The sequence below is a fragment of the Streptomyces sp. MGP-P1 genome (assembly GCF_057766565.1).
The window spans coordinates 1,805,334-1,829,267 of sequence record NZ_JBYMEM010000007.1 but is presented as its reverse complement, the minus strand read 5'-3'; the positions used below and the strand labels follow the sequence as shown (position 1 = coordinate 1,829,267).

Here is a 23,934-nt window from a genome sequence, read left to right as displayed (position 1 = left end):
GACGGGCGAGTGAGCCGTCAGCGTACGCGAGTCCGGCGAGGTCACCTGTGGTCCACGTCATACCGCGTTCCGCCGCACAGTCTGGCGTACGCCTTTGCGGAACCGGCCGGGGGCTCCCGTCCCGGGCGCCGCGGCGCCCGCCGCGCCGGGGGTCCCGGCGGGCGTCGAGGGGCGCGGCGCGACGGCGCGTGCCACCCCCGAATGGCGGGACCAATTGCCGCGGATTGCAGTGCGCCTCTTTTTCCGAGAGATCAAACACGCTTACGAACGGAACCGGCGGGCAATTGGCCGCAAGATCACGGAGATTCTTCTCCGTGCCCGGAAAAGACGCCGTTCCGAGACGAAGTCCACATCACATCGTCATCACAAAGAGCCCGGATTGGCCTGCTCGCACACTCACTCGCTGTAACGTCGATTGGGTGCGTACCGACATCTTTGCCCGGCTGGACCGGGAGCCGGAACCGCCGAAGATAGTGGCACCGCGGATGAGCCGTCACCGCATCGCCCTCTTCGGCGGGACGTTGGCGTTCTACCTCGCCATCGTCTGGGCGGTGCTGATCACGTCCTGGCTGGTGGCCCTGGACTGGAAGGTCATGCTGTTCCGGCCCTACCAGCAGTGGCCCGAACTGCACGCCTTCCTCGACTACTACGTCGTGCTCGGCCAGCGCGGCCCCACTGCGGTGATGGTCGCCTGCTGGCTGGGCTGGCGCTCCTGGCGTCAGCACACGCTCCGGCCGCTGCTGGTCCTCGGCACGTCCCTGCTGCTGCTCAATGTGACGGTGGGCGCGGTCAAGCTGGGGCTCGGGCGGCTCGGCCCGCATTACGCGACACAGATCGGCTCGGCCGAGATGTTCGCCGGCGGCGATATATTTCCCTCCGGGCACACCGCCAACGCCGTCGTGACCTGGGGAATCCTCGCCTATCTGGCCACCACACCCCGCGCCAGGCGCTATCTGTCGGCCGTCTCCGCGACGGTCTCTCTGGGCGTCGGCCTCACCACCGTGTACATCGGTACGCACTGGCTCAGCGACGTCGTGCTGGGCTGGGCGGCCGGGCTGCTCATCCTTCTGGCGCTGCCCTGGTTCGAGCCGCTGATCGCCCGGACCGAGGCCTGGATCTTCGCGGTGCGCGAGCAGTGGCGCGAGCGTCGCGACGGCGCCCACCCGGCCTCCGTGGCCGGGACCGGGTCAGGACCGGAGCCACGGCCGGTGATGCTCCCGCAGTCGATGGCCGCCGACGGCCTCGCCGCCGAGACCGCGGCCGCCGCGGCCGAGCCGGTGCTCCCCGCGGGACATCCCGCCCCGGGCGCCAGGGCGCGGGCCCACGGCGGGCACGTGCGTCCGGGCTCCCTGCCGGTCGCCCCGGCGGGCGTCCGTCGTCCGCCGCCCCACACGGAACGGGGCGCACGCGGCACCGGCAGCCCGGCGCGTCCGATGACCGGCGGCTGACCCCGCTCCCCCGCTTCCCCGCGAACGCGGGGACGGGGTGCGGGGACGGGGTGCGCACAGCCTCGCCCGCACACACCGAAGGCCCCGACCGCGGTCGGGGCCTTCGGTCGTCGGGGTCAGGTGCGGCCGGTGGGTCAGCCCACCCAGCAGCGCGTCACCATGCCGTCCTCGACCTGGAAGTTGATGCGGCCGTGACGGAACTCCATGGTGAGGAACGTGCCCGGGGGAACGGCCCGGACCGTGTCCCAGCCGCGGCTCCTGGCCTGTCGCTCGGCGGCGTCGGCGGCGAGACCGACGTACGACTCGGCGGCGTCGTCCGGCTGGGCTGGAGGGGTCGGTAGAGATGCCATGCCTTCACCGTAGGCGGCCCCGGACCGTGGCGGAAGGCCGGGCCGGGAGGGCGTTCCCCCGCATCTCCACATGCCGTGGCGGTCACGCTTGTGTCACAGGATCCCCACACGTGTATACGCGGTCCTATTCACTCGGACGGCCCGACCCGAGGCATCCGCACGCATTATCGGGAAACCTTGTCCAACGGCGTGAGGGGGTGCCGGAAGCCTTCCGGAATCATGGGATGACCTGCTTCTTTTCCCCTCGGCGGGAGCGCCGTGCGAATGGCGGGGACACCAGAAATTCCCGCCCCCGTAAACCGGCCTTTCCTTAATCGCACGCCTCTCCCACCCGCCCGCCGGGCGCGGAACGGCGGGCCTCTGCCCCACCCGGAGTCCCGGATCCGTCGAGCGCGCGCGTGAGCCGGTTCCTCGCCTCCCGCATGATCTCGATCAGCTCGGGCGGCTCGATCACCTCGAAATCGATCCCCATCATCAGCACGTGGATCACCAGCACGGTGAGGTCCGGCGCGCCCGCGACCAGCCGGCAGGTGTCCGCGTCCACGGCCTCCAGCACCCCGGCGGACGGCGACACCCGCCGGGCCGCCTCCGCCTTCGGGGCCTTCAGCAGGACCACGGCCCGCGCCGCGTACGCCGAGACCGCGACGCCCCGGGAGACGTAGGCCGCGAGATCGTCCGCCGGCGGGGGGCGGGGGACGAAACGGGGGCCGTGCGGCGGGGTCGGGGTGATCCGGTCCACCCGGAAGGTGCGCCAGTCCGCCCGGTCCGGATCCCAGGCCACCAGATACCAGCGGTGCTCGGTGCAGACGAGTCGGTGAGGCTCCACGGTCCGCCGCGAAACCTCCCCGGCGTGGGTCCGGTAGGCGAACCGGAGCCGCTCCGCGTCCCGGCAGGCGGCGGCCAGCTCGGTGAGCACAGCGGGGTCCACGGCGGAGTCGTCCGCCCCGCGGAGCATCGGCACGGTGAACGCGCCGAGCGCGCTCACCCGGCGGCGCAACCGGTTCGGCAGCACCTGTTCCAGCTTGGCCAGCGCGCGTACGGAGGTTTCGCCGATGCCCTCGATGCCGTGCCCGGCGGCGGTGCGCAGGCCGACGGCGACCGCGACGGCCTCCTCGTCGTCCAGCAGCAGCGGCGGCAGCTCGGCGCCGGCCCGAGCTGGTAGCCGCCGCCGGTGCCCCTGCTGGCGTTCACCGGATAGCCCAGGTCGCGCAGCTTGTCGACGTCCCGGCGCACCGTGCGTGGGGTGACGCCGAGCCGGTCGGCCAGGTCGGCGCCGGACCAGTCCCGATGGGCCTGGAGCAGTGAGAGCAGGCGCAGCAGTCGTGCCGAGGTCTCCAACATGCGGGTGAGTCTGCCAGGGGTTGCGGACAGCCCTGGTCCGCAATCCCTGGGTTCGCAATCCCTCGACCCGCGATCCCTCGGCCCGCGATCCGTTCCGCCCGCGATCCGTCCCGCCCGCGATCTTCGGCTCGCGACGGTCCGCCCGCGATCCCGCCGTCCGCGAGACCCTCCCTCAGCGGTCCGCCGGTCCGGGCTCCAGCCGGAGGCAGAGGTCGTTGTCGGCGGTGTAGCAGGGGGTGGCGAGGACGCCGGGGGCCGGCGCCCGGGTCGGGTAGACGAAGGACTTGTTGCGGGACCAGACGTCGTCGAGGATGCGGGAGATCCTGACCCCGGGCGCGCCCGCCGCCGGGACGAGCCACAGTTGCCAGAGCTGCGCCCCGTCCACCTGCCCCTCGGCCGGCGGGCCGTAGGGCAGGGTGAAGGCGAACGCGCCTGCCGGCCCGTCGGCGGGGGTGAGCGGGAAGCTGTGCGCCCGGCCCCGGCCCCCGGGCAGTCGGGCCTCCACGGCGGCCCCCTCCCCCACGGCGACGCCGTACAGCACACCCTCGACCGTCATGCCTGCCGGGCCGACGACGACGTCTCCCGCCTCGGCGTGCGGGGCGCGGACCCAGCAGCGCAGGGCGAGTCGGCCGTCGGCGGTCGGGTAGGGAACCCGGGCGCTGACGCTCGCGGCTCCGGTGTCCGGGCTGCGGTCGACGAGCGCCCGCAGGTCCCGCAGCCCCGGCTCCACGGTCCGGGCGGTCTCGGCTCCCGGCTCCTCGACATAGGCGTCCCAGCGCCCCTCGGACAGCTCGGTGGAGGCCGGGAGCACCGCCCTCAGCCGCCCCTGGCCGGATCCGCTGAGCGGGATCCGCACCGTGCCGCCGGGTCTGCCGCCGGCCGCGCCCCGGCGCCGCAGGAGCAGCACGGACGCGGGGGCGGGGGGCGGGGCCGGGGCCGGGGCGGTCAGCTCGAAGGTGAGCGTCCCGGCCGGATCGGCAACGCAGTCGGCCCGTACGGTGGCTATGGCGGGGGTCATGCGGCCCTTCCCTTGCGGAGCGCGTCGGCGGTTTTGTAGCGCAGGGCGTAGGCCCCGTCGAGGACGCTGCCCCGGGTGCGGTGCAGCGCGGTGCGCAGGGCGCCGTGACCGTGCCCCCGGGCGCCGCGGGCGACCAGTTCGGCGAACAGGCTCTCGTGGCGTTCGGCGATCCGCGCCGGGTCGAAGCGGGCCGAGGCGGTGAGCGCGGCCCCGCCCATCCGGTGGCGCAGTTCGTCGTCCTCGATCAGCTGGAGCAGGGCGGCGGCGATCGCGTCCGGGTCGCCGACCGGGACCAGCCGCCCGTCGACGCCGTCCTCGACGATCTCGGCCGGCCCGTGCGGGCAGTCGGTGGCGACGACCGGCAGGCCGCCGCGCATCGCCTCGACGATCGTCATGCCGAAGGACTCGCGGTCCGAAGTGACGGCGGCGATCGACCCCTTGGGCCACTCGGCCTCCATCGGGTTGGCCGAGCCCATCAGGAACACGTGGTTGTGCAGGCCGAGTTCGTCGACGAGGGCGCGCAGCGACGCCTGTTCGTCGCCGGTCGCGTCCCCGCCGCCGTAGATGCGCAGCCGCCAGTCCGGACGGGCCGCGGACACCTGGGCGAAGGCCCGCACCAGGAGGTCGTAGCGCTTGACCCGGTGCAGCCGGCCCGCCGCGACGACCCACTTCAGCTCCCCGCTCGCGGGCGGACAGGCGGCCTCGGGAACGGCGTTGGGGATGGCCTCGATCCGCACGCCCGGCAGCTTCAGCCGCCTTCGGTAGTCGTCCGCGTCGGCACGGGTGACGGTGGTGAGCGCGTCGAGCAGGGTGTACCGGTGGGCGATCTCGCGGCGCAGCCGGTAGTTGTGGCTGTCGAGTGTCAGATGCTCCTGCCCGACGCGCACCGGTCCGCGGCGGGCCCCCCGGCTGAGGTGCACGTTGAGCCCGGGGCGGGTGCCGACGACGACGTCCGCCTCGGTCGCCCGGAGATGGGCGGCGATGCGGGCGTCGGTGAGCCTGCTGTACTGCTTGTGCCTGCTGTCCCCGCGCGGGAACACCACTGCGGGCCGCGCGTGTTCGGCGTCGCCGCCGTCGTACGTCGCACTCTTCTTCCGCAGGTCCACGAGGTGGCGCAGCGCCACGCCCTCGGGTGCGCCGAGGACGGGGGCGTCACGGTGCCGGAAGACGGACACGATCTCGACGTCGTGCTGCTCGGCGAGCGTACGGGCGAGCGTGAACGTCGTCCGAATGGTTCCTCCGATTCCGTAGGCATTGTGCAGAAGAAAAGAAATATGCATGGTTTCGCTGTTTCCCCTGTCGGCACGGCCTTGTCAAGTCTGCGCTTCCCGGCAATTTTCCGCCCGAAATGCACCAAGAAATCCCGGAGCATCCGCGACATCCCTCACGGTATCCCCGTACCTCCGCCGGACCGCCACTGACCTGCGGGTTCCGGAGGGATTCAATCCGGATAGCCGCAGGCCCCGAAGTAACGGGACCACGGGTGCGGGCCACCGGTTGCGGTAATCCGGACGACTACCGCCACCCGTTCACCAGGACTTTCCTCCGAGCTTGACGTAGGAGAATGCCGAGAGGTTGCCTGCTCCCCGGTAAAAACTTCCCGGCGGAACGCGGGAGCCGTACGTCGACTGCTCGACGTACCGATGTGTCGACCTGTGCCGCACTTCCGTGCGCCCCGGTGCGTGACCCCGGCCACGGATCCCGCGTTGTCTCTTCATGGAGCCCGGGAACCACCCGGCCCACGCACCGAGTTCGAGGAGTCCCCGTGCCGCGCATGCTCGACGTCAGCCAGGACGTACGCGCCGAGATCGGCGACGACGAAGCCGAACGGCTGCTCGTCGGCGACAACGCCCCGGGCAGTTACGACTGCACCTCCTGCCGCACCCCCGGCGACTCCGACCAGGAACGCACCAGCACGGTGCTGTTCATCGGCGACGAGACCGCGGTCCTCGCGTTCGCCCACGCGACGTGCTTCCCCTCGCAGGTCGTCAAGGTCGCCGAGGACCAGCTCCAGGGCGCGGTGCGCAGCATCACCGGAAGCGAGCAGAAGGATACGGAGGGGCGCATGCCCGAACAGGCCGTCCTCGGCATCACCAGCGGACTCGTCCTCATCGAGGACGATCTCCGCCCGGCCCTGGTCGTGGAGCCGACCGGCCCGGTCGCCCGGCCCGGCACCGACGGCAGCGGCGGCGACGAGTTCCTCCAGCTGCTGCTGGAGCAGGGCTTCCGCCCCGCCCCCGACCTGAACCGGCTGCCGGAGGTTCTCGCGGGCTGGTCCGTGCTGCTGGCGGTCGGCCAGCTGCACGCCGTGCTGCAGCCGAGCGCCGGCGGCGGCAACCCGGTCGCCTGGTGGCAGGCCCACCAGCCGCTCCAGGTGACCGACGGCTGGCGTGCCGCGGTCAACAAGTCGCAGACGGTCCTCGTCTTCGCCGCCCCGGCCGGCACCATCGGGCAGCAGCCGCGCGAGGACCTGCTCCGGGACGCCCTGGAGAAGGCCGCGGTCAACGGGCTGCTGGTCGCCGCGTCGATGCCGCTGGCCGGGACCTGATCGTGTCCGGCCGGCTCGGACGCCCCCGCCGAACAGCGTTTTCTCCGGCGGGGCCGCATCCGACGGGCGGTGAGGTCGTTGGCACCTACGTGCACTCATACGACTCCTCCCGCCAGCATCAGAGTCAGATCCCTGCCATGCGTCCTTCGCAGGATCCGTCGGGGGGCGTGTCCCCCACCCCGATCTACGACGCGCTGTACTCCGAGTACCGGCGCTCGTTCCGGGCGTTGCCGGGCGACCGGAGCGGCGAGGAGAATCTCGGTTTCCCGGCCTTCGGGGCCGGTCTCTTCGCCTCCAGGACCGCGCTGAGCGGCCACCCCGCCCCCTCCGGGCACGGCGGCACCGGTGGGCACAACGGCCAGGGCGGGAGCGGCGGGCAGAGCCCGCACACCGGGAGCCTCGGCTCCTGGCAGCGGGTGGGGCGGCATGCGGGGCGCCCCCGGCCCGCGGCGCTGCCGCCGGGGTCGCGGGACTCCTGAGACCCCACGGATCGGGACTTCCGGGGCCGCACGGCGAAGACCTCACGACGAAAGCCCGCACGACGGAGCCCCGGGCCGCTCTCGCGAGAGCGGCCCGGGGCTCCGTCGTGCGCTGTGCTGCGTGACGCTCGCCGGTACTACTTGTTGCGGCCGCGCTTCTCTCGGACCCGGACGGAGATGTGGATCGGGGTGCCCTCGAAGCCGAACTCCTCGCGCAGGCGGCGCTCGACGAAGCGGCGGTAGCCGTGCTCCAGGAAGCCGGAGGCGAAGAGCACGAAGCGCGGGGGCTTGGTGCCCGCCTGGGTGCCGAAGAGGATGCGCGGCTGCTTGCCGCCGCGGATCGGGTGCGGGTGGGAGGCGACGATCTCGCCGAGGAAGGCGTTGAGCCGGCCGGTGGGGATGCGGGTCTCCCAGCCCTCGATCGCGGTCTCGATCGCCGGGACCAGCTTCTCCATGTGCCGGCCGGTGAGGGCCGAGACGTTGACGCGCGGGGCCCAGGCGATCTGCGCGAGCTCCGTCTCGATCTCGCGCTCCAGGTAGTAGCGGCGCTCCTCGTCGAGGGTGTCCCACTTGTTGAACGCGACGACGATGGCGCGCCCGGCGTCCACGGCCATGGTGATGATCCGCTGGTCCTGGACGCTGATGGACTCGCTGGAGTCGATCAGAATGACGGCGACCTCGGCCTTCTCGACGGCGGCGGCCGTACGCAGCGAGGCGTAGTAGTCCGCGCCCTCCTGGAGGTGGACGCGGCGGCGGATCCCGGCCGTGTCGATGAACTTCCAGGTGATGCCGCCGAGCTTGATCAGCTCGTCGACCGGGTCGCGGGTGGTGCCGGCCTGCTCGTTGACGACGACCCGGTCCTCGCCCGCGACCTTGTTCAGCAGGGAGGACTTGCCGACGTTCGGGCGGCCGATCAGGGCGATGCGGCGGGGGCCGCCGAGCGCCGTGCCGAACTTCTGGGCCGGGGCGTCGGGCAGGGCCGCCAGGACCGCGTCCAGCATGTCGCCGGTGCCGCGGCCGTGCAGCGAGGAGACCGGGTAGGGCTCGCCGAGGCCCAGCGACCACAGGGCGGTGGCGTCGGCCTCGCCGCTCTGTCCGTCGACCTTGTTGGCGCAGAGGACGACGGGCTTGCCGGCCCGGCGCAGCAGCTTGACGACGGCCTCGTCGGTGTCGGTGGCGCCGACGGTCGAGTCGACGACGAAGACGACCGCGTCGGCCGTCTCGATGGCGTACTCGGCCTGGGCGGCGACGGAGGCGTCGAGGCCCAGCACGTCCTGCTCCCAGCCGCCGGTGTCGACGACCTTGAAGCGGCGTCCGGCCCATTCGGCCTCGTAGCTGACGCGGTCACGGGTGACGCCGGGCTTGTCCTGCACGACGGCCTCGCGGCGGCCGATGATCCGGTTCACCAGGGTCGACTTGCCGACATTGGGGCGGCCGACGACGGCGAGCACGGGGAGCGGGCCGGTACCGGCCTCGTCGAGGGCGCCCTCGACCTCCTCGGGATCGAAGCCTTCCTGCGCGGCGAGCTCCATGAACTCCGCGAACTCGGCATCGCCAAGTGCTCCGTGCTCGTGGCCCGAGCCGTCGGAGTGAATCTGGTCGTTCATGAAGTCCGTTCCTCTTTGCATCATCATCGATGGACCGCGATCACCGCGGTCCACTACTCAAGTCTCGCCTATCGCCCGGTGAGGCGCTTGGCACTTTCCAGGTGGGCGGTGAGCTTCGCCTGGATCCGCAGGGTCGCCTCGTCCAGCGCCCTGCGCGTCCGCCGCCCGTCGCCGGCGCTCGCGTCGAACGCGTCGCCGAAGACGACGTCGACCCGGCTGCGCAGCGGGGGCAGCCCCCGTATCAACCGTCCGCGGCGCTCGGTGCTTCCCAGAACGGCCACGGGGACGATCGGAGCCCCGCCGCGTACCGCGAAGTACGCGAGTCCGGCCCGCAGCGACGCGAAGTCCCCTTCGCCGCGGGTGCCCTCGGGGAAGATCCCGAGGACGCCGCCGTCCTCCAGCACGCCGAGCGCGTGGGTGATGGCGGTGCGGTCGACGGTTCGGCGGTCCACCTCGATCTGCCCGATTCCGTGCAGGAACGGGTCGAGGGGGCCGACGAACGCCTCCTTCTTGATCAGGAAGTGCACCGGCCGGGGCGCGGTGCCCATCAGCATCGGTCCGTCGATGTTGTGGGAGTGGTTCACCGCGAGTATGACGGGTCCGGCGGCGGGCACGCGCCACGCGCCCAGGACCCTGGGCTTCCACAGCCCGTACATCAGGCCGATGCCGATGGTTCGCCCGACGGCCGCTCCGCGCAGCGTGGGCGCGCCTGTGGCATCGCTCACGCGGCGACCCGCTTCCCCTCGACGAGGGTGACGACGCACTCGATGACCTGCTGGAGGGTCAGCTCGGTGGTGTCCACCTCGACGGCGTCGTCCGCCTTGGCGAGCGGCGAGGTCTTGCGGCCGGAGTCGGCGGCGTCCCGCTGAATCAGCGCCTCGCGGGTGGCGGTCAGGTCGGATCCCTTGACCTCGCCGCTGCGGCGGGCGGCGCGGGCCTCCGGGGAGGCGGTGAGGAAGATCTTGAGGTCGGCGTCGGGCAGCACGGTGGTGCCGATGTCCCGGCCCTCGACGACGATGCCGCCGGTCGCGGCCGCGGCGATGGAGCGCTGGAGCTCGGTGATGAGCGCCCGCACCTCGGGGACGGCGCTGACGGCGCTGACCTTGGAGGTGACTTCCTGGGTGCGGATCGGGCCGGAGGCGTCCTCGCCGTCGACGGTGATCGTCGGGGCGGCGGGATCGGTGCCGGAGACGATCACCGGCTTGGCGGCGGCGGTCGCGATCTCGGCCGGGTCGCCCACGTCGATTCCGTTGCTCAGCATCCACCAGGTGATGGCCCGGTACTGCGCGCCCGTGTCCAGGTAGCTCAGGCCGAGCTTGGCGGCGACGGCCTTGGACGTGCTCGACTTGCCGGTGCCCGAGGGCCCGTCGATGGCGACGATCACGGAGGAGCGTGCGGTTTCCACGGTGGTGGACACCTTCCTGGTACACGGTGCGGGGACGGACGGGCCTTGAGGACGGCCTCGTACCAGGTTACCGAGTACCGGGCGGGCCCTTGTACCCCGTACGGGGAAGGCGGGCCACCCGGGCGGGGGTGGCGCCGCCCCCGTCGTACGGGACCGGGCTCAGCCGCGGATCGACCAGCCGCGTTCCTGGAGGGCCGCTCCGAGGACCGGGGCGGCGCTGGGCTCGACCATGATCTGGACGAGACCCGCCTGCTGGCCGGTGGCGTGGTCGATGCGGACGTCCTCGATGTTGACCCCGGCCCGGTCGGCGTCGGCGAAGATCGCGGCCAGCTCGCCCGGCTTGTCGCCGATGAGGACGGCCACGGTCTCGTAGACGGTGGGGGCCGCGCCGTGCTTGCCGGGGACCCGGACGCGGCCCGCGTTGCCGCGACGCAGGACGTCCTCGATGGCGTCGGTGCCCGCGCGCCGCTTCTCCTCGTCGGCGGAGTGCAGGCCGCGCAGCGCGGTCACGGTCTCCGCCAGGTCGGCGGCGACCCCGGCGAGGACATCGGCGACCGGGCCGGGGTTGGCGGAGAGGATCTCCACCCACATGCGGGGGTCGGACGCGGCGATCCGGGTGACGTCGCGGATGCCCTGTCCGCACAGCCGTACGGCGGTCTCGTCGGCCTCCTCCAGCCGGGCGGCGACCATCGAGGAGATCAGCTGCGGGGTGTGCGAGACGAGGGCCACGGCCCGGTCGTGGGCGTCGGCGTCCATGACGACGGGGACGGCCCGGCACAGGGCGACCAGCTCCAGCGCGAGGTTGAGCACCTCGGTGTCGGTGTCCCGGGTCGGGGTGAGGACCCAGGGGCGCCCCTCGAAGAGGTCGGCGGTCGCGGCGAGCGGCCCCGAGCGCTCCTTGCCGGCCATCGGGTGCGTACCGATGTACGGGGTGAGGTCGAGGCCGAGCGCCTCCAGCTCACGGCGCGGGCCGCCCTTGACGCTGGCGACGTCCAGGTAGCCGCGGGCCACCCCGTCGCGCATGGCGGTGGCGAGGACGGCGGCGGTGTGCGCGGGCGGCACGGCGACGATCGCCAGGTCGACGCGGCCTTCCGGCGCCTCGTCCGTACCGGCGCCGAGCGCGGCCGCGGTGCGGGCGCACGCGGGGTCGTGGTCGACGAGGTGCACATGGACTCCGCGACCGGACAGTGCGAGGGCGGCGGAGGTGCCGACGAGCCCGGTTCCGATGACGAGGGCGGTTCTCACTGGGCGATGTCCTTGCGCAGAGCGGCGGTGGCGCCGAGGTAGACGTGGCTGATCTCGGCGCGCGAGAGATAGGTCTCGACATGCACGAGGATACGGACGACCCGGGGCATGGCCCCCTCGATGTCCAGCTCCTGGGCGCAGATCAGGGGTACGTCGACGATGCCGAGGCCGCGCGCGGCGGCGGCGGGGAAGTCGCTGCGCAGGTCGGGGGTGGCGGTGAACCAGATGCTGATCAGGTCGTCGGCGACGAACTCGTTCCGCTCCAGAACGGCCGTCAGCAGCTCGCCGACCCGCCGGCCCATGTGCCCGGCCTCGTCCTGGTCCAGCTGGACGGCGCCCCGGACCGCTCGTACCGCCACGTCGTGCTCCTCGCTCTTCGCCGATCGTCCGCGCCTTTGGCCCGGCGCTCCGTGGCGCGGCCGACGCTCACCTCAGCCTAGATCGGCAGCGGCCGGCCTGATCACCGCGTTCCGTCCGTGAGACGGGCGGGCCGCGGCCGTCGGGGTCCCATCCACCACTCGGTCGGGCGCACGGTCCGCGCGGTCGCTTCGCCCGGGGGGTCAACACCGCCACGATGGCGCCCACCCACCGCCATCGAAGGAGAGCCCATGAACGCACGGCGAAGGACGGTGCTGGCCGCGGGTGCGGCGGGCGCCGCCGCCCTGGCCACCGGCTGCGGATCCTCCGACGGGGGCGGCGGCGAGGACGCGCCCCCGACGCCGACCGCGTCGGGGGACGCATCGGGCGGGGCGGAGCTGGCCCGGACCGCGGACATCCCGGTCGGCGGCGGCACCGTCCTCAAGGAACGGAAGGTGGTGGTGACCCAGCCGGAGAAGGGTGAGTTCCGGGCGTTCTCCGCCGTGTGCACCCATGCGAACTGCCTCGTCTCGACGGTGAGCGACGGCACGATCAACTGCCCCTGCCACGGCAGCAAGTACAGCATCACGGACGCGGCGGTCGAGGCCGGCCCGGCGACCCGTCCGCTGCCCGCCGAGCGGATCACCGTATCGGGGGGCGCGATCCGGCTGGGTTGAGAGCGGGCCGGAATCTCCGAGGCGCCGCGGCCACCGCGCACGTACGCTCGCGGGCATGATCACCGCCGACGACGAGGCACTCGTACGCGACCACACGGTCTACGCCTGCGTGATGGGCTCGCGCGCGTTCGGGCTGGCCACGGAGGACAGCGATACCGACCGGCGCGGGGTGTTCCTCGCGCCCACCCCGCTGTTCTGGCGTTTCGAGAAGCCGCCGACACATGTGGAGGGCCCCGCACCGGAGCAGTTCTCCTGGGAGTTGGAACGCTTCTGCGAGCTGGCGCTGCGGGCCAACCCGAACGTGCTGGAGTGCCTGCACTCCCCGCTGGTGGAGTCCGTGGACGACACCGGCCGCGAGCTGCTGGCACTGCGCGGGGCGTTCCTGTCGCGGCTCGCGCACGACACGTTCGTCCGGTACGCGCTGGGCCAGCGGAGGAAGCTGGAGGCCGACGTACGGGTCCATGGCGCGCCGCGCTGGAAGCACGCGATGCATCTGCTGCGGCTGCTGGCGAGCTCCCGGGACCTGCTGCGCACGGGCGAGCTGCGCATCGACGTCGGCGAGGCCCGTGAGGAGCTGCTGGCGGTGAAGCGGGGCGAGGTGCCCTGGCCGGAGGTGGAGCGCCGGATGAACCGCCTCGCCAAGGAGAACGACGAGGCGGCGACCCGCTCCCCGCTGCCGCCGGAACCCGACCGGGCGGCCCTGGAGAACTTCCTCGTCCGGGCCCGGCGGGCCTCGGCGGCACGGGATCAGGCGCCGACCGGGCTCACACCGTACGGGGACCGCCCGACGCGGCCGTGAGTTCGGCCAGCTTCTGGAACTCGCCCAGGTCGTAGTTGGTCAGGGCGGAGTCGAGGTTGGTCAGCGCCCCCAGGTGCTCGATGAATCCCTGGGGGTCGTACTCGATCTGGAGGGCGACACGGCTCGATGTGTCGTCGAGTCGGTGGAAGGTGACCACCCCCGCGTGGTGCACTCCCTCGGTCGTCTTCCAGGCGATGCGGTCCTCGGGGACCACCTCGGTGAGTTCGGCGACGAAGCGCTTCTCCGCACCGGGCAGCGAGAGCTGCCAGGCGAAGCGCCGCTCATCGATCGGATCGACGCGCTGGACGTGGCTCAGGAATTTCGGCCACTGGGTGACATCGCTCCACAGGGACCAGGCGACCGCCACGGGCGCCTTGATGTCGACGGTCTCGACGAGTGAGGAGGACACGGATACCACCAGGCCTTCGTACGGGAACAGGTCCGCCCTCTCGTACCCGATCGTCCTCGGCTCATTCAGGGCGGCCCTCGTCGGCGAGACGATGGCGCGCACCCGGCGGCCGGTACGGCTCAGGCGTCCCAGAGCGCGGCGAGGGAGAGCAGGTCGCTGCGGTATTCGATGCGCTCGGACCATTCCTTGGGCCAGGCCGACGCGCCCAGGTGCGCGCCGGCGAGCGCTCCGGCCAGGCAGGCGATCGAGTCGGAGTCGCCCCGGGTGCAGGCGGCCCTGCGCAGGACGGTGACGGGCTCCTCGGGGAACAGCAGGAAGCAGTGCAGCGCGGTCGCGAGGGCCTCCTCGGCGATCCAGCCGTCCCCGGTCCGCTCGCAGGGGTCGGTCTCCGGCGACGGGGCGCGCAGCGCGTCCTGGACGCGTCCCAGCGCGGTCAGGCACTCGTCCCAGCCGCGCTGGATGTACGCCCCCGGGGTGGCGTCGCCCGCGTGGCGCCAGAGGTCGCCGAGCCAGCGGGTGTGGTAGCGGCCCCGGTTCTCGTAGGCGTAGCTGCGCAGCTGTCCGATCAGGCCGAGGGGCTCGGCTCCCTGGGCGAGCAGGAACACCGCGCGGGCCAGCAGGTCGGAGGCGGTGAGCGCGGTGGGGTGGCCGTGGGTGAGGGCCGCCTGGAGCTGGGCGGCCCCGGCGCGCTGTTCCTCGCTGAGGCCGGGGACCAGGCCGACGGGGGCGACCCGCATGTTGGCGCCGCAGCCCTTGGAGTGCGTCTGGCTGGCCTCCTGCCAGACCCGGGTGTGTTCGAGCAGGCGGCAGGCGGTGAGGCAGGTGTTGCCCGGGGCCCGGTTGTTGTCCGGCGAGTGGTACCAGGCGACGAACTCCGCGCGGACCGGGTCCACCAGCCGTTCGGGGGTGAGCAGTCCGCTGTCCATGGCGGTGCGGATGCCCCGGCCCAGCGCGATCGTCATCTGGGTGTCGTCGGATACGACGGCGGGCGTCAGGAGGGGAAGCTGCCGCCAGGGGCCGAACTTGGCGAGGATGGCGGGTACGTCGTTGAACTCGGTGGGGAAGCCCAGGGCGTCGCCGAGCGCGAGTCCCGTCAGCACGCCGGTGGCGGCCTGCTTGGTGATGGGCGGGGTGGTGATGGTCATCTGTCTCGTCCTTCCGGTGCGGAGTGCGACGGGGCTGCGGCGTACGACGGGGCTACGGAGTTCGACGGGGCAGCGGGGGCGTCCGGTCGTGGCGGGCGCAGGAGCGGCGGGTGCAGGGCGGTGGCGTCGCCCGCCCGGTAGAGGGCGGCCGGTTTGCCCCGTCCGCCGGTGCGGCGCGGCGGGCCCTCAACGGCCTGGACGAAGCCGGGGGCGTTGAGGACCTTGCGCCGGAAGTTGGGGCGGTCGAGCTCGACGCCCCAGACGGTCTCGTAGACCTGCTGGAGCTCGCCGAGCGTGAACTCGGCGGGGCAGAACGCGGTGGCCAGGCAGCTGTACTCGAGCTTGGCGCCGATCCGGTCGTGGGCGTCGGCGAGGATCCGGTCGTGGTCGAAGGCCAGCGGTCCGGTGGAGTCCGCGTCCCACCACCGGGCGCTCGCCGCGTCGCCGCCGCCGCGCGGTTCGGGCAGGTCCGGCAGGAGCGCGGCGTACGCGACGGAGACGACCCGCATCCTCGGGTCGCGGTCCGGGGCGGTGTAGGTGCGCAGCTGTTCGAGGTGGAGGGCGCCGACGGCGCGGTGGCCGAGGCCGGTCTCCTCGGCGAGTTCGCGGCGGGCGGCGTCCTCGGCGGACTCCCGGGGCAGCAGGAAGCCGCCGGGCAGCGCCCACCGGCCCCGGAAGGGCTCCTGGCCGCGTTCGACGAGCAGCACGTGCAGCCGGGCCTCGCGGACGGTGAAGACCGCGAGGTCGACGGTGACCGCGAACGGGGCGAAGGCGTGCGGGTCATAGCCCTCGGGGGCGGGGGCGCTCATCGCTTCTCCGGGAGAGGGGCGGCGAAGTCCCAGCCGGTGGCGAGGAGTTCGTCGACGGCGGCGACGGCGGCGGCGAGCCGCGCCTCGGGCGGGCCGGTGACCTCGATGAACCGCCGTCCCGTGCGGGCGAGTTCGGCGCGGAAACGGTCGGTCATCCAGGGGCGCAGCTCCTCCCCGTCCCGCAGCCCGTCGTCCTCGAAGGGGACGCCCTCGTGGTCGGTGAGCAGCCACAGGTGGTGGACGGCGCGGTCGGCGATCTCCTCGACGTGCGGGTTGCGGCCGCCGACGTACCGCTCGTGCCAGACGGTGGTGGCGAAGGAGTCCGTGTCGCAGAGGAGCACCGGGGACCCGGCGCGGGCGGCGGCCTCCTCCCGGTCGTTCTGGGCCCGCGCGATGAGCGGGAAGTCGTCGGTGGTGAAGCTGACGTCCTCCCAGGCGGCCCCCGGCCACCGTTCGCGCAGGGCGGCGAGCTTGTGTTCGCTGTACTCGCGCCCGTACTCGGCGACGCAGCCGGTGCGCGCCCACACGCCGCCGCGTGCGCGGTAGTGGGTGGTGAGCGCCCGCGCGAGGGTGGTGGTGCCGGTGGACTCCGCGCCGAGGACCACGACCCGGCGGGCGAGGGCGGCCCGCACGGGCGGCCGGAGGAAGTCCCAGCAGTCGGCCGGGGACCGGCGCACGGCGGTGCCGGAGACCGGGAAGAGGGTGCGGTCGGGGTCGACGAGCACCGACGCCGCGCCGAAGCGGCGGCCCAACTCCTCGCCGTACGCCTCCGAGGTGAAGACGGCGTCCACCCGCTCGGGCACGGCCGCGGTGAAGACCGCCATGTGCGCGTCCCAGACGGCCGGGTCGGCCACGTCCATGTGCGTGTCGTCGACCGCGCCCACCACCGTGACGTCGGGGTGCGCCTCGCGCATCCAGGCGACCCGGTCGGCGAGCGGGACGGATTCCACGGAGGCGGCGCAGACCAGCACCGTCAGCCGTTCGCAGCGGTCCCGGGCGGTCTCGACGAGGTGGTGGTGGCCGGCGTGCGGCGGGTAGAACTTGCCGAGGACCAGGCCGTGTTCGTAGCGCTTCACGCCGCCGCCGCCTCCGGGGTCCGGGTCTTGCGTACGGTCAGGTCCCGGTGCCAGTTGCGCAGGCCGACGAGGCAGAGCGCGAGGAAACCGGCGTACAGCAGCGAGGTCAGATACAGCCCCTTGTGGGCGTAGAGCGGGATGTAGACCACGTCGGCGGCGATCCACAGCCACCAGGACTCCAGCCGCTTCCTGCACTGTCCGTACGTCGCCATCAGCGACAGGGATGTCGTCAGCGCGTCCCAGAACGGGACGGTGGAGTCGGTGGCCCGGGACAGCAGCAGGGTGATCCCGAGGGTCCCCACCACCCCCGCCGCGAGCAGCCAGGTCCATTCGGTGCGGGTCGTTCTGCGCACCGGGAGGACGGAGGTTCCTGGTCCACCCCCGTGGGTCCAGGTCCACCAGCCGTACGCGGCGAGGGTGATGAAGACGATCTGGAGGCCGGCGTCGGCGTACAGACCGGACTGGGCGAACAGCAGGATGAAGAAGACGTTGTTGGCGATGCCGATCGGCCAGTTGGCGAGGTGCTGGCGGGCCACGAGCCAGACGCACAACGCCCCGCTTCCGAAGCCCAGCACCTCGGTCCAGCTGACCGGGGTGTCCAGGATCGTCACCAGGGGCTGTTGCAGGGGATCGAGTACGTCCGCGAGACTCACGCCCGCCTCCTTCTTAATAGTCACTCTGACTATAAAGGCTGGACGGGGACGGCAAAAGGCCCGCGGCCGGTTCTGTTCGAACTTTCCGAACAGATACCGGCCGCGGGCCCTCGTACGACGTCGGGTGCGGCTACAGACCGACCTCGCGCATAAGCATGCCGACCTCGGTGTTGGTGAGGCGGCGCAGCCAGCCGGACTTCTGGTCGCCCAGCGGGATGGGCCCGAAGGACGTCCGCACGAGGCGCTCGACCGGGAAGCCGGCCTCGGCCAGCATCCGGCGCACGATGTGCTTGCGGCCCTCGTGGAGGGTCACCTCGACCAGGTAGTTCTTGCCGGTGTTCTCGACGACGCGGAAGTGGTCGGCGCGGGCGTAGCCGTCCTCCAGCTGGATGCCGTCCTTGAGCCGCTTGCCGAGGTCGCGCGGCAGGGGGCCCTGGATGGCGGCCAGGTAGATCTTCTTGACGCCGTACTTGGGGTGGGTGAGGCGGTGGGCCAGCTCACCGTGGTTGGTGAGCATGATGATGCCCTCCGTCTCGGTGTCCAGCCGGCCGACGTGGAACAGTCGCGTCTCGCGGTTGGTCACGTAGTCGCCGAGGCACTGGCGGCCGTCCGGGTCCTCCATCGAGGAGACGACGCCCGCGGGCTTGTTCAGCGCGAAGAACAGGTAGGACTGGGCGGCGACGGTCAGACCGTCGACCTTGATCTCGTCCTTGTGCACGTCGACGCGCTTGCCCTGCTCGACGACGATCTCGCCGTTGACCTCGACGCGGGACTGCTCGATCAGCTCCTCGCACGCGCGGCGCGAGCCCATGCCGGCCCGGGCGAGGACCTTCTGGATCCGCTCGCCCTCCTCCTCGGCTCCCGGGTGGGTCTTGGGGAGGTCGATCACGGGCTTGTTCGCGTACCGGTCGCGGTTGCGCTGCTCGATCTTGGCGTCCAGCTCACGCGGGCGCGAGGGGGCGGCACGGCGGAAACCGCCGGTGCGGTTGCCGCCCTGTGCGGGCTTCGGGCCACCCTTGGCCCCGCCCCGGGCGGCCGAGCCGCGGCCCTTGCGGGGGCCGTCCTGCTCGGCCCGGACGCCGGGGGCGTCGTTGCCGACGTCGTAGCGGCGCTCCTCCGGGCGAGGACGGCGGGGACGCTGCTCCTCGTCGCGACCGCCCTGGTAGCTCGGGCGTCCGTCCTGGTAGCTCGAACGCCCGTCCTGAGCGCCCTGACGGCCGCCTTGGCCGGTGGGACGCCCACCCTGACCGGTGGGACGGCCGCCCTGGCCGGTGGGACGACCGCCCTGACTGCCGCCGCGCCCGCCCTGAGCGGAGGGACGACCGCCCTGAGCGGAGGGACGGCCGCCCGGGGCTCCGGGCCGCCCGCCCTGGCCGCTGCCGCCGCCGCGTCCGCCGCCCTGGCCGCCGGGACGGCCTCCCTGGCCGCCGCCGCCCTGGCCTTGGCGGGAGGAGCCGCCGCCACCGCGGCCGCCGCTGCCCGCGCCTCCGCCACTCCGGCCGCCGCTCCCGCCGTTGCCGCTTCCGCTGTTCCTGCCACTGCTTCGCATCAAAATTCCGTCTTGTCGTCTGCGTGAGTATCCGGGGTGTCCGGTGCGTCCGGATCGAACGACGGCACACCCTCTAGCGTCTCAGCCTCGATCGCGTCCGCCTCCGGGAGGAAGGGCGCGAGCTCCGGGAGCTCGTCCAGGCCGCGCAGGCCCATTCGCTCCAGAAAGTAGTTCGTCGTCCTGTACAGGATCGCACCTGTTTCGGGTTCCGCGCCCGCCTCCGCCACCAGGCCCCTCTGGAGGAGGGTCCGCATGACACCGTCGCAGTTCACTCCGCGCACCGCCGAGACCCGCGAGCGGCTCACCGGCTGCCGGTACGCGACCACCGCCAGCGTCTCCAGCGCGGCCTGGGTGAGCCGGGCGTGCTGGCCGTCCAGGACGAAGCCCTCCACGGCCGCCGCGTACTCGGGACGGGTGTAGAACCGCCAGCCGCCCGCGACGAGCCGCAGGTCGAAGCCCCGGCGCTGCACGGTGTACTCGTCGGCCAGCTCCCGCAACGCGTCCGCCACGGCCCTGCGGGGCCGCTGGAGCACCTTGGCCAGGTGGTCGACGGTGGCGGGCTCGTCGACGACCATGAGGACCGCCTCCAGGGCGGGCTTCAGATCGAGCGCGGCGACCGCGCCCGCGTCGGTCTCCCGAGTCGGCTGCTCGCTCATTCCCGTACGTCCTCCTCTTCAGCGCCCCCGTTGAGCTCCCGGTCGAACTCGTCCGTCACCACCGGCTCCGCCTCCGCCCCGCCGCACCAGGTCACCAGCAGGTCGCCCAGCGCCTCGTCCTGGTCGAGGGTGACGGCCTTCTCGCGGTACAGCTCCAGCAGGGCCAGGAACCGGGCGACCACGGTCAGGGTGTCCGGGGCGTCCTCGGTCAGCACGGCGAAGCTCACCGCCGCCCCGGCCTCGCGCAGCCGCTCCACCACGAGGCCCGCCTGCTCCCGGACGCTGACCAGCGGGGCGTGGATGTGGTCGACGTACACCTGGGGCTTGGGCTTCGGCTGCATCGCCTTCACCGCGAGCCGGGCGAAGCCCTCGGGCCCGATGCTGATGACCACCTCGGGCAGCAGCGCGGCGTGCTGGTCCTCCAGGCCGACCGTACGGGGTTGGCGACGGGCCTCCGACTCCAGGCGGCCCTGGAAGATCTCGGCGATCCGCTTGTACGCGCGGTACTGGAGCAGCCGCGCGAAGAGCAGGTCCCGCGCCTCCAGGAGCGCGAGGTCGGCCTCGTCCTCGACCTCGGCCGCGGGCAGCAGCCGGGCGGCCTTGAGGTCGAGCAGCGTGGCGGCGACGACGAGGAACTCGGTGGTCTGGTCGAGGTCCCAGTCGGGGCCCATGGCGCGGATGTACGCCATGAACTCGTCGGTGACCTTCGACAGGGCGACCTCGGTCACATCCAGCTTGTGCCTGGAGATCAGCTGGAGGAGGAGATCGAAGGGGCCCTCGAAGTTCACCAGCCGCACGGTGAAGCGCTTGTCGTCCGCTTCCGCCTCCGGTACGGCTTCCGGCTCCGGCACCTGTCCGGCTGCCGGCTCCGGATCCGGCTCCGGTACGGCTTCCGGCTCGGGTACGGGTTCAAGCTCTCGTGCGGGTTCAAGCTCTCGTACGGCCCCCTCCGCCTCCACGGGCGGCGCCGCCGCGCCCGGCCCCCGCCCCAGGGCACGGCGGCGCGGGGTGACGGGGTCGTCGGGCGTGGGCATGGTGGTCCAGGGGTGGGGCGGGGGCGCGGACGGGTCCCGCCTGGCGGCGGGTCCTGCGGGGCAGGCTACCCGCGCCGTGCTCAGCGGCCGCGCAGCCGCCGTACGAGGATGCTCGCGTCGCCCCGGGACTCCAGGTCGGCCAGGACCACCGCCACCGCCTCGCGGACGATGCGGCCGCGGTCGACGGCCAGGCCGTGTTCGCCGCGCAGGACGAGCCGGGCGTGTTCGAGGTCCATCAGCTCCTCGGCGGAGACGTAGACCGTGATCTTCTCGTCGTGGCGTTCCCGGCCGCTGGGGCGGCGGTTGGCGCCGCGTCCGCCGCCTCGTCTGCGCTGCTGCTGGACCGCCGGGGGCTGCTCGGCCGGGGTGGCGGAGGGCGCGGGGCGCTCGCCGGAGGCGGCCTTGGCGGACGGGGGACGCTCGTCGGCGCGGCTGCGCGAGTCGCCACCGTCCGCGTCGGCCGCGTCGTGCTCCTGACGGTCGGCGGAGGCGGCCTGGCCGGAGGGATCGCTCTCCTCGGCGGGCGCGGGCACCCGCGGCTCGCCGTTCGCCTTGCGCCGCCGCTCCGCCGGCGAGGACGGCTGGAGGCCCATCCCGCCTCCGGTGGTACGGAACAGTTCGTCGGCCCCCGGCAGACTCACTCGGCGTGACACCGGGCGAGCACCTCCCTGGCGAGCTGGCGATAGGCGGCTGCGCCGACCGAGTTGGAGGCGTAGGTGGTGATGGGCTCACCGGCGACCGTGGTCTCCGGGAAGCGGACCGTGCGGCCGATGACCGTGTGGTAGACGTGCTCGTCGAAGGCCTCGACGACGCGCGCCAGGACCTCGCGGCTGTGCACCGTACGGGAGTCGTACATGGTGGCGAGGATGCCGTCGAGCTCCAGCTCCGGGTTGAGCCGCTCCTGGACCTTCTCGATGGTCTCGGTGAGCAGCGCCACCCCGCGCAGGGCGAAGAACTCGCACTCGAGCGGCACTATGACCTTGTGCGCGGCCGTCAGGGCGTTCACGGTGAGCAGGCCGAGCGAGGGCTGACAGTCGATCACGATGTAGTCGTAGTCGGCCATCAGCGGCTTCAGGGCGCGCTGGAGCGTGGACTCGCGGGCCACCTCGCTGACGAGCTGCACCTCGGCCGCGGAGAGGTCGATGTTGCTGGGCAGCAGGTCCATGTTGGGGACCGCGGTCTTGAGCAGGACGTCGTCGGCCGTCATGCCCCGCTCCATGAGCAGGTTGTAGACGGTGAGGTCCAGCTCCATCGGGTTGACCCCGAGGCCCACGGAGAGGGCGCCCTGCGGGTCGAAGTCGACGAGCAGGACCCGGCGTCCGTACTCCGCGAGCGCGGCGCCCAGGTTGATGGTCGACGTGGTCTTGCCGACGCCGCCCTTCTGGTTGCACATCGCGATGATCTTCGCGGGGCCGTGGTCGGTCAGGGGGCCCGGGATCGGGAAGTACGGCAGGGGCCGCCCGGTCGGGCCGATGCGCTCGCGGCGCTGACGCGCGGCGTCGGGCGCGAGGGTGGCCGCGTACTCCGGATCGGGCTCGTACTCGGCGTCGGGGTCGTAGAAGTGCCCCTCGGGCACCTCGGCGAAGTCGGCGAAGCGGTCGGTGTCCCGGCTGCTCTCGTTGCCGGCCGTGGCGTTCACGTGTAGGCCGTCCATCATCTGGGGGGCTGTCGTCATGTGCTGTTGGGTGGCGAAGGTGCGGACAGCGACGGAGCCGACAGCTTCGAGCCCGATCGGGCTCAGACCCCGTGCAGGCATCCCTGGTTGACCACCCCCGGGAGTAATTGTCGACTCATTCACAAGTCGTCTTACCTCCTTGGACGTGACCAGGAAACTTATCGATAGGTCAGCGTGGCACCATGCCGACGATTGGCGACTCTATGGCGTGTCACCGGTCCGCAGCAACACAATCCGCCGGACCCGGCCCGATGTGTCGGCAATCGAACGCCTCGCTGTCAAGGGTGCACAGCGACCAAGCCACACATTTCACCGCAGCACGAAACGGGTAAAGGGTTACGTTCGGCGCGAGTTGCGCAAGGGCCCCACAGGGCCCGATACGCGTCCGGCCGGACCTTGCTCGGCAAGGTCCGGCCGGACGCGCGATGTTGACGGAGGGGATTGACCCGTCAGCCCAGGAGCGCGGTCAGCTCGACGTGCGGGAGACCGTGCGCTTCGGCCACCTCGCGGTAAACCACCTGGCCCTCATGGGTGTTGAGGCCCTTGGCCAGGGCGGCGTCGCGGCGCAGGGCGTCGGCCCAACCGCGGTTCGCGAGCTCCACGATGTAGGGCAGCGTCGCGTTGGTGAGCGCGTAGGTGGAGGTGTGGGGCACCGCGCCGGGCATGTTGGCGACGCAGTAGAAGACCGAGTCGTGGACCTGGAAGGTCGGCTCGGCGTGGGTCGTCGGACGCGAGTCCTCGAAGCAGCCACCCTGGTCGATTGCAATGTCGACAAGTACACTTCCGGGCTTCATCTTGGCGACGAGCTCGTTGGTGACCAGCTTCGGCGCCTTGGCTCCGGGGATCAGCACGGCGCCGATGACGAGATCGGCCTCGACGACAGCCTTCTCCAGCTCGAAGGCGTTGGAGACGACGGTCTGCACCTTGGTGCCGAAGATCTTGTCGGCCTCGCGCAGCTTGTTGATGTCGCGGTCGAGCAGCGTGACGTGGAAGCCGAGGCCCACGGCGATCTGCGTGGCGTTCCAGCCGGAGACACCGCCGCCGATGACGACGGCCTTGCCCGCCGCGGTGCCGGGGACACCGCCGGGCAGCACGCCGCGGCCGCCGACGGAGCGCATCAGGTGGTACGCGCCGACCTGCGGGGCGAGGCGGCCCGCGACCTCGGACATCGGGGCGAGCAGCGGGAGGGCGCGGTTCGCGGTCTCGACCGTCTCGTAGGCGATGGCGGTGGTGCCGGAGGCCAGCAGCGCGTCGGTGCACTCGCGGGAGGCGGCGAGGTGCAGGTACGTGAAGAGAGTCTGGTCCTTGCGGAGGCGGTGGTACTCCTCGGCGACCGGCTCCTTGACCTTCAGCAGCAGGTCGGCGGCGGCCCAGACCTCATCGGCGGTGGCGAGGATCCGCGCGCCGGCGGCGACGTACTCCTCGTCCGGGATGGACGAGCCGACACCGGCGTCGTGCTCGATGACGACCTGGTGGCCGTGGCGGACGAGCTCATGCACTCCGGCGGGGGTGATCGCCACCCGGAACTCGTTGTTCTTGACTTCGCGGGGGATGCCGACCTTCACGTCGATCACGGTCCTTGGCTCGGAGGGTCATCCGGGCAGAACGGTGCACACCCGGATATATACAGCTTAAATGGAGACGCCACGGAGGA

General features: G+C 72.4%; 24 protein-coding genes and 1 pseudogene. 5 read left to right on the top strand and 20 right to left on the bottom strand.

Annotation, left to right across the window (positions count from 1 at the left end; genetic code table 11):
• Nucleotides 1-419 precede the first annotated feature (419 nt).
• Nucleotides 420-1,448: a phosphatase PAP2 family protein gene (locus tag AC3CH1_RS29710; RefSeq protein ID WP_488465710.1), complete on the top strand. Its 1,029-nt coding sequence runs from the start codon at nucleotides 420-422 to the stop codon at nucleotides 1,446-1,448.
• Between the two features lie 134 nt (nucleotides 1,449-1,582).
• On the opposite strand, the gene AC3CH1_RS29705 is transcribed toward AC3CH1_RS29710, so the two are convergent.
• From AC3CH1_RS29705 to AC3CH1_RS29690, 4 genes and pseudogenes are all read right to left on the bottom strand, one after another.
• A complete protein-coding gene (locus tag AC3CH1_RS29705) occupies nucleotides 1,583-1,798 on the bottom strand; it encodes an I78 family peptidase inhibitor (protein ID WP_488465709.1) in 216 nt (71 codons plus the stop codon).
• Nucleotides 1,799-2,108: 310 nt separating this feature from the next.
• Nucleotides 2,109-3,139 (bottom strand): annotated as a pseudogene (locus AC3CH1_RS29700) (helix-turn-helix transcriptional regulator).
• Between the two features lie 172 nt (nucleotides 3,140-3,311).
• Nucleotides 3,312-4,157, bottom strand: coding sequence for a transferase (locus tag AC3CH1_RS29695; RefSeq protein ID WP_488465708.1), 846 nt, complete (start codon nucleotides 4,155-4,157; stop codon nucleotides 3,312-3,314).
• Nucleotides 4,154-5,437 (bottom strand): glycosyltransferase family 4 protein, encoded by a 1,284-nt coding sequence (locus AC3CH1_RS29690; RefSeq protein WP_488465707.1) that lies wholly within the window; start codon nucleotides 5,435-5,437, stop codon nucleotides 4,154-4,156. The genes AC3CH1_RS29695 and AC3CH1_RS29690 overlap by 4 nt, the downstream gene beginning before the upstream one ends.
• A gap of 485 nt (nucleotides 5,438-5,922) precedes the next feature.
• Here AC3CH1_RS29690 and AC3CH1_RS29685 point away from each other — a divergent pair, with 485 nt between their 5' ends.
• Both AC3CH1_RS29685 and AC3CH1_RS29680 read left to right on the top strand, forming a co-directional pair.
• A complete protein-coding gene (locus tag AC3CH1_RS29685; protein ID WP_488465706.1) occupies nucleotides 5,923-6,705 on the top strand; it encodes a hypothetical protein in 783 nt (260 codons plus the stop codon).
• A 137-nt stretch (nucleotides 6,706-6,842) separates the two neighbouring features.
• Nucleotides 6,843-7,184 (top strand): hypothetical protein, encoded by a 342-nt coding sequence (locus AC3CH1_RS29680; protein WP_488465705.1) that lies wholly within the window; start codon nucleotides 6,843-6,845, stop codon nucleotides 7,182-7,184.
• Nucleotides 7,185-7,321: 137 nt separating this feature from the next.
• Here the strand turns inward: AC3CH1_RS29680 and der are convergent, their stop codons facing one another.
• From der to aroH, 5 genes are all read right to left on the bottom strand, one after another.
• Nucleotides 7,322-8,791: a ribosome biogenesis GTPase Der gene (gene der / locus AC3CH1_RS29675; protein WP_488465704.1), complete on the bottom strand. Its 1,470-nt coding sequence runs from the start codon at nucleotides 8,789-8,791 to the stop codon at nucleotides 7,322-7,324.
• Nucleotides 8,792-8,859: 68 nt separating this feature from the next.
• Nucleotides 8,860-9,516: a lysophospholipid acyltransferase family protein gene (locus AC3CH1_RS29670; RefSeq protein WP_488465703.1), complete on the bottom strand. Its 657-nt coding sequence runs from the start codon at nucleotides 9,514-9,516 to the stop codon at nucleotides 8,860-8,862.
• On the bottom strand, nucleotides 9,513-10,208 hold the full coding sequence (gene cmk / locus AC3CH1_RS29665) for a (d)CMP kinase (RefSeq protein ID WP_488465702.1): 696 nt from the start codon (nucleotides 10,206-10,208) through the stop codon (nucleotides 9,513-9,515). Before cmk ends, AC3CH1_RS29670 begins: the two co-directional genes overlap by 4 nt.
• A gap of 147 nt (nucleotides 10,209-10,355) precedes the next feature.
• Nucleotides 10,356-11,441 carry a prephenate dehydrogenase gene (locus tag AC3CH1_RS29660; RefSeq protein WP_488465701.1) on the bottom strand — a complete coding sequence of 362 codons (1,086 nt, stop codon included), beginning with the start codon at nucleotides 11,439-11,441 and terminating at the stop codon, nucleotides 10,356-10,358.
• Complete coding sequence (gene aroH, locus AC3CH1_RS29655) at nucleotides 11,438-11,800, bottom strand: chorismate mutase (RefSeq protein ID WP_488465700.1); 363 nt, start codon at nucleotides 11,798-11,800, stop codon at nucleotides 11,438-11,440. The genes AC3CH1_RS29660 and aroH overlap by 4 nt, the downstream gene beginning before the upstream one ends.
• A gap of 249 nt (nucleotides 11,801-12,049) precedes the next feature.
• Here aroH and AC3CH1_RS29650 point away from each other — a divergent pair, with 249 nt between their 5' ends.
• Both AC3CH1_RS29650 and AC3CH1_RS29645 read left to right on the top strand, forming a co-directional pair.
• Nucleotides 12,050-12,475, top strand: coding sequence for a Rieske (2Fe-2S) protein (locus AC3CH1_RS29650; protein ID WP_488465699.1), 426 nt, complete (start codon nucleotides 12,050-12,052; stop codon nucleotides 12,473-12,475).
• A 55-nt stretch (nucleotides 12,476-12,530) separates the two neighbouring features.
• Nucleotides 12,531-13,274, top strand: a complete 744-nt coding sequence (locus AC3CH1_RS29645; RefSeq protein ID WP_488465698.1) for a nucleotidyltransferase domain-containing protein — start codon at nucleotides 12,531-12,533, stop codon at nucleotides 13,272-13,274.
• Here AC3CH1_RS29645 and AC3CH1_RS29640 read toward each other — a convergent pair.
• The 11 genes from AC3CH1_RS29640 to ald form a co-directional block, all read right to left on the bottom strand.
• Nucleotides 13,240-13,683 carry an SRPBCC family protein gene (locus tag AC3CH1_RS29640; RefSeq protein ID WP_488466770.1) on the bottom strand — a complete coding sequence of 148 codons (444 nt, stop codon included), beginning with the start codon at nucleotides 13,681-13,683 and terminating at the stop codon, nucleotides 13,240-13,242. The genes AC3CH1_RS29645 and AC3CH1_RS29640 overlap by 35 nt on opposite strands.
• Nucleotides 13,684-13,802: 119 nt before the next feature.
• Nucleotides 13,803-14,828: an ADP-ribosylglycohydrolase family protein gene (locus AC3CH1_RS29635; RefSeq protein WP_488465697.1), complete on the bottom strand. Its 1,026-nt coding sequence runs from the start codon at nucleotides 14,826-14,828 to the stop codon at nucleotides 13,803-13,805.
• Nucleotides 14,825-15,637 carry an NUDIX hydrolase gene (locus AC3CH1_RS29630; protein ID WP_488465696.1) on the bottom strand — a complete coding sequence of 271 codons (813 nt, stop codon included), beginning with the start codon at nucleotides 15,635-15,637 and terminating at the stop codon, nucleotides 14,825-14,827. Before AC3CH1_RS29630 ends, AC3CH1_RS29635 begins: the two co-directional genes overlap by 4 nt.
• The gene (locus tag AC3CH1_RS29625; protein WP_488465695.1) at nucleotides 15,634-16,713 is read right to left on the bottom strand and encodes an AAA family ATPase; all 1,080 of its coding nucleotides are present in this window, start codon (nucleotides 16,711-16,713) and stop codon (nucleotides 15,634-15,636) included. Before AC3CH1_RS29625 ends, AC3CH1_RS29630 begins: the two co-directional genes overlap by 4 nt.
• On the bottom strand, nucleotides 16,710-17,366 hold the full coding sequence (gene pnuC, locus AC3CH1_RS29620) for a nicotinamide riboside transporter PnuC (protein ID WP_488465694.1): 657 nt from the start codon (nucleotides 17,364-17,366) through the stop codon (nucleotides 16,710-16,712). The genes AC3CH1_RS29625 and pnuC overlap by 4 nt, the downstream gene beginning before the upstream one ends.
• A gap of 130 nt (nucleotides 17,367-17,496) precedes the next feature.
• Nucleotides 17,497-18,915: a pseudouridine synthase gene (locus AC3CH1_RS29615; RefSeq protein ID WP_488465693.1), complete on the bottom strand. Its 1,419-nt coding sequence runs from the start codon at nucleotides 18,913-18,915 to the stop codon at nucleotides 17,497-17,499.
• Nucleotides 18,915-19,571, bottom strand: coding sequence for an SMC-Scp complex subunit ScpB (gene scpB / locus AC3CH1_RS29610; protein ID WP_488465692.1), 657 nt, complete (start codon nucleotides 19,569-19,571; stop codon nucleotides 18,915-18,917). The genes AC3CH1_RS29615 and scpB overlap by 1 nt, the downstream gene beginning before the upstream one ends.
• A complete protein-coding gene (locus AC3CH1_RS29605) occupies nucleotides 19,568-20,605 on the bottom strand; it encodes a segregation/condensation protein A (protein WP_488465691.1) in 1,038 nt (345 codons plus the stop codon). Before AC3CH1_RS29605 ends, scpB begins: the two co-directional genes overlap by 4 nt.
• Before the next feature lie 80 nt (nucleotides 20,606-20,685).
• Entirely contained in the window at nucleotides 20,686-21,246 is a 561-nt protein-coding gene (locus AC3CH1_RS29600) for a hypothetical protein (protein WP_488466769.1), read from the bottom strand.
• Nucleotides 21,243-22,361: a ParA family protein gene (locus tag AC3CH1_RS29595; protein ID WP_007448578.1), complete on the bottom strand. Its 1,119-nt coding sequence runs from the start codon at nucleotides 22,359-22,361 to the stop codon at nucleotides 21,243-21,245. The genes AC3CH1_RS29600 and AC3CH1_RS29595 overlap by 4 nt, the downstream gene beginning before the upstream one ends.
• A 368-nt stretch (nucleotides 22,362-22,729) precedes the next feature.
• A complete protein-coding gene (gene ald, locus AC3CH1_RS29590; RefSeq protein WP_488466768.1) occupies nucleotides 22,730-23,845 on the bottom strand; it encodes an alanine dehydrogenase in 1,116 nt (371 codons plus the stop codon).
• Between the last annotated feature and the right edge of the window lie 89 nt (nucleotides 23,846-23,934).

Excerpts from the sequence above, each read along its gene's own strand:
- AC3CH1_RS29705 (WP_488465709.1), bottom strand. The coding sequence starts at position 1,798 with ATGGCATCTCTACCGACCCCTCCAGCCCAGCCGGACGACGCCGCCGAG.
- AC3CH1_RS29695 (WP_488465708.1), bottom strand. The coding sequence starts at position 4,157 with ATGACCCCCGCCATAGCCACCGTACGGGCCGACTGCGTTGCCGATCCG.
- AC3CH1_RS29690 (WP_488465707.1), bottom strand. The coding sequence starts at position 5,437 with ATGCATATTTCTTTTCTTCTGCACAATGCCTACGGAATCGGAGGAACC.
- AC3CH1_RS29680 (WP_488465705.1), top strand. The coding sequence starts at position 6,843 with ATGCGTCCTTCGCAGGATCCGTCGGGGGGCGTGTCCCCCACCCCGATC.
- der (WP_488465704.1), bottom strand. The coding sequence starts at position 8,791 with ATGAACGACCAGATTCACTCCGACGGCTCGGGCCACGAGCACGGAGCA.
- AC3CH1_RS29650 (WP_488465699.1), top strand. The coding sequence starts at position 12,050 with ATGAACGCACGGCGAAGGACGGTGCTGGCCGCGGGTGCGGCGGGCGCC.
- AC3CH1_RS29645 (WP_488465698.1), top strand. The coding sequence starts at position 12,531 with ATGATCACCGCCGACGACGAGGCACTCGTACGCGACCACACGGTCTAC.
- AC3CH1_RS29635 (WP_488465697.1), bottom strand. The coding sequence starts at position 14,828 with ATGACCATCACCACCCCGCCCATCACCAAGCAGGCCGCCACCGGCGTG.
- AC3CH1_RS29630 (WP_488465696.1), bottom strand. The coding sequence starts at position 15,637 with ATGAGCGCCCCCGCCCCCGAGGGCTATGACCCGCACGCCTTCGCCCCG.
- AC3CH1_RS29615 (WP_488465693.1), bottom strand. The coding sequence starts at position 18,915 with ATGCGAAGCAGTGGCAGGAACAGCGGAAGCGGCAACGGCGGGAGCGGC.
- scpB (WP_488465692.1), bottom strand. The coding sequence starts at position 19,571 with ATGAGCGAGCAGCCGACTCGGGAGACCGACGCGGGCGCGGTCGCCGCG.
- AC3CH1_RS29605 (WP_488465691.1), bottom strand. The coding sequence starts at position 20,605 with ATGCCCACGCCCGACGACCCCGTCACCCCGCGCCGCCGTGCCCTGGGG.
- AC3CH1_RS29595 (WP_007448578.1), bottom strand. The coding sequence starts at position 22,361 with ATGCCTGCACGGGGTCTGAGCCCGATCGGGCTCGAAGCTGTCGGCTCC.